We start from the raw sequence: 1,658 nt of genomic DNA, 5'->3' as shown, positions 1-1,658 counted from the left end.
TGGAACGCCTGTGTGTGTCATCGAGACGCTGGAGGTCGAGGTCTTGCCGTTCGAGCAAGTCAGCGCCGAGTTCGCCGCCACCGAGGGTGAAGGCGACGGGTCTCTGGAGTATTGGCGACGCGTTCACTGGGCTTACTTTGGCCGACAGTGCGCGCGCGTTGGTCGACAACCAAGTCAGGTCATGCCTGTCGCGTGTGAGCGGTTCAGTGTCATCTACAGAGCCAGCACTTGAAGGTACGGCCTCAGTATGTCCGCCTGCAACTCAAGGGGCCTGTCCCCCCCCCGAATCTTGCGGCCCGAACGCTCGGGGCGATTTGAAACTTCGTGGCGCTCAAGCGCCGCATCGACAACTGGCGATGGGCTGGCGTACCGTTCTTCCTGCGCACCGGCATCCGCCTGGACAAGCTGAGCCGGGCCGCAATGCTCGGCTACGCCATCGGACCAAGAAGCACCCGACAGGCTGTCGATGAGGCGCCAATCCAGATCACAGAAGCGGCATGCCGGGGTCGCCCTTCTGCACGGCACGCTGGTAGGCCTCCCGCCCTGCGATGCGCTGCAGGTAGGCCAGGATGTTCGGATACGGTGAGAGATCGAAGGGCATGAAATGGCGCATCGTCGTCGACGAGAAGAAGGTCATAATGTCCGCGGCGGTGAAGTTCTCGCCGGCCAGGAAGGGTGCCTCGCCGAGTCGCTTCTCGATCAGCGCGAAGGCGCCCACAAGCCGGCCGCTCAGGCGGGCGGCGATGGGGTTGTCGGGCGGCAGGCCCAGTCGCCGCAGGCCCATGTTCGGTTGGAAATTCCCGTTGGCGTAGTGCCACCAGAAGATGTAGTCAACGTAGTCCGGGTGGTCCGGTCCGAGCGTCAGCCGGCCGTTCCGTACCTCGCGATGATGTACTCCATGATCGCGCCGGACTCCGCAAGCAGGAGAGCCCCGTCGCTGATCACGGGCGCCGTGCCCCGCGGGTGCAGCGCGACGAGTTACGGCGGTGCCAACCCGGTGGCCGGATCCCGCACATAGTGCTTGAGTTCGTACGTCAGGCCGAGCTCTTCGCAGAGCCACACGATACGCTCTGATTGCGACTTGCCGAGATGGTGGACGGTCAGCACGGTTCTTCCTTGAAGGTGGGACGCTCGATCGTCGCAGGTGTGTGTGCTTCGAGCCTCCGAGGACGCAGCGGTTGCGGCCACGATGCGCCCCGTTGCGGGCCTTCGCAGAGATAGGCCGCCAGCGCATACTGCGCCTCTTGCCGTTCACAAGGCCGACCGTGAATGCTGACATCAGACCGTTTCGCATCGCCGTCGCCGACGAGGTGCTCGCAGACCTGCAGGCGCGCCTGCGAAACACGCGCTGGCCGGAAGCCGAGTTGGTGGATGACTGGAGTCAAGGCGCTCCGCGCGCCTGGGTCCAGGACATGTGCCGCTACTGGGCCGAGCACTATGACTGGCGTCGCCGTGAGACAGCACTGAACCGGTTCGACCAGTTCATCACCGAGATCGACAGCCTCGACGTGCATTTCATCCATGTGCGCTCGCCGCACGCCAGCGCGCTGCCGCTCCTCATCACGCACGGCTGGCCGGGCTCGGTGGTCGAGTTCCACAAGGTGATCGAGCCGCTCATCGATCCGACCCGGTTGGGAGGCAGCCCTGCCGATGCATTC

Annotated in this window: 5 protein-coding genes and 1 pseudogene; 3 read left to right on the top strand and 3 right to left on the bottom strand. The window is 64.6% G+C overall.

Annotated elements, in window-relative coordinates:
• On the top strand, window positions 1-232 hold a 232-nt coding region (locus AC1DY5_RS54730), incomplete at its 5' end, for an ASCH domain-containing protein (RefSeq protein ID WP_478122544.1).
• An 89-nt stretch (window positions 233-321) separates the two neighbouring features.
• Window positions 322-403: pseudogene (locus AC1DY5_RS54725) on the top strand (hypothetical protein); the annotation flags it as partial.
• Window positions 404-484: 81 nt separating this feature from the next.
• Here AC1DY5_RS54725 and AC1DY5_RS54720 read toward each other — a convergent pair.
• The 3 genes from AC1DY5_RS54720 to AC1DY5_RS54710 all read right to left on the bottom strand — a co-directional run bounded on the left by AC1DY5_RS54720 (window position 485) and on the right by AC1DY5_RS54710 (window position 1,107).
• On the bottom strand, window positions 485-784 hold the full coding sequence (locus AC1DY5_RS54720; RefSeq protein WP_478122543.1) for a glutathione S-transferase family protein: 300 nt from the start codon (window positions 782-784) through the stop codon (window positions 485-487).
• Window positions 785-861: 77 nt separating this feature from the next.
• Window positions 862-945 carry a hypothetical protein gene (locus AC1DY5_RS54715; RefSeq protein WP_478122545.1) on the bottom strand — a complete coding sequence of 28 codons (84 nt, stop codon included), beginning with the start codon at window positions 943-945 and terminating at the stop codon, window positions 862-864.
• A gap of 33 nt (window positions 946-978) precedes the next feature.
• On the bottom strand, window positions 979-1,107 hold the full coding sequence (locus AC1DY5_RS54710) for a thioredoxin domain-containing protein (protein ID WP_478122542.1): 129 nt from the start codon (window positions 1,105-1,107) through the stop codon (window positions 979-981).
• A 158-nt stretch (window positions 1,108-1,265) separates the two neighbouring features.
• On the opposite strand from AC1DY5_RS54710, the gene AC1DY5_RS54705 reads away from it, so the two are divergent.
• Window positions 1,266-1,658, top strand: a 393-nt coding sequence (locus AC1DY5_RS54705; protein ID WP_478122541.1) for an epoxide hydrolase N-terminal domain-containing protein, incomplete at its 3' end; no start/stop codon positions are given.

It is taken from the genome of Variovorax sp. P4_D9 (assembly GCF_056401695.1).
The sequence above is the reverse complement of the archived record's forward strand: the minus strand, read 5'-3'. Positions and strand labels throughout refer to the sequence as shown.

What these genes read in the sequence shown, in the direction of transcription:
- AC1DY5_RS54720 (WP_478122543.1), bottom strand. Translation starts at nt 784, where the DNA reads ATGGGCCTGCGGCGACTGGGCCTGCCGCCCGACAACCCCATCGCCGCC.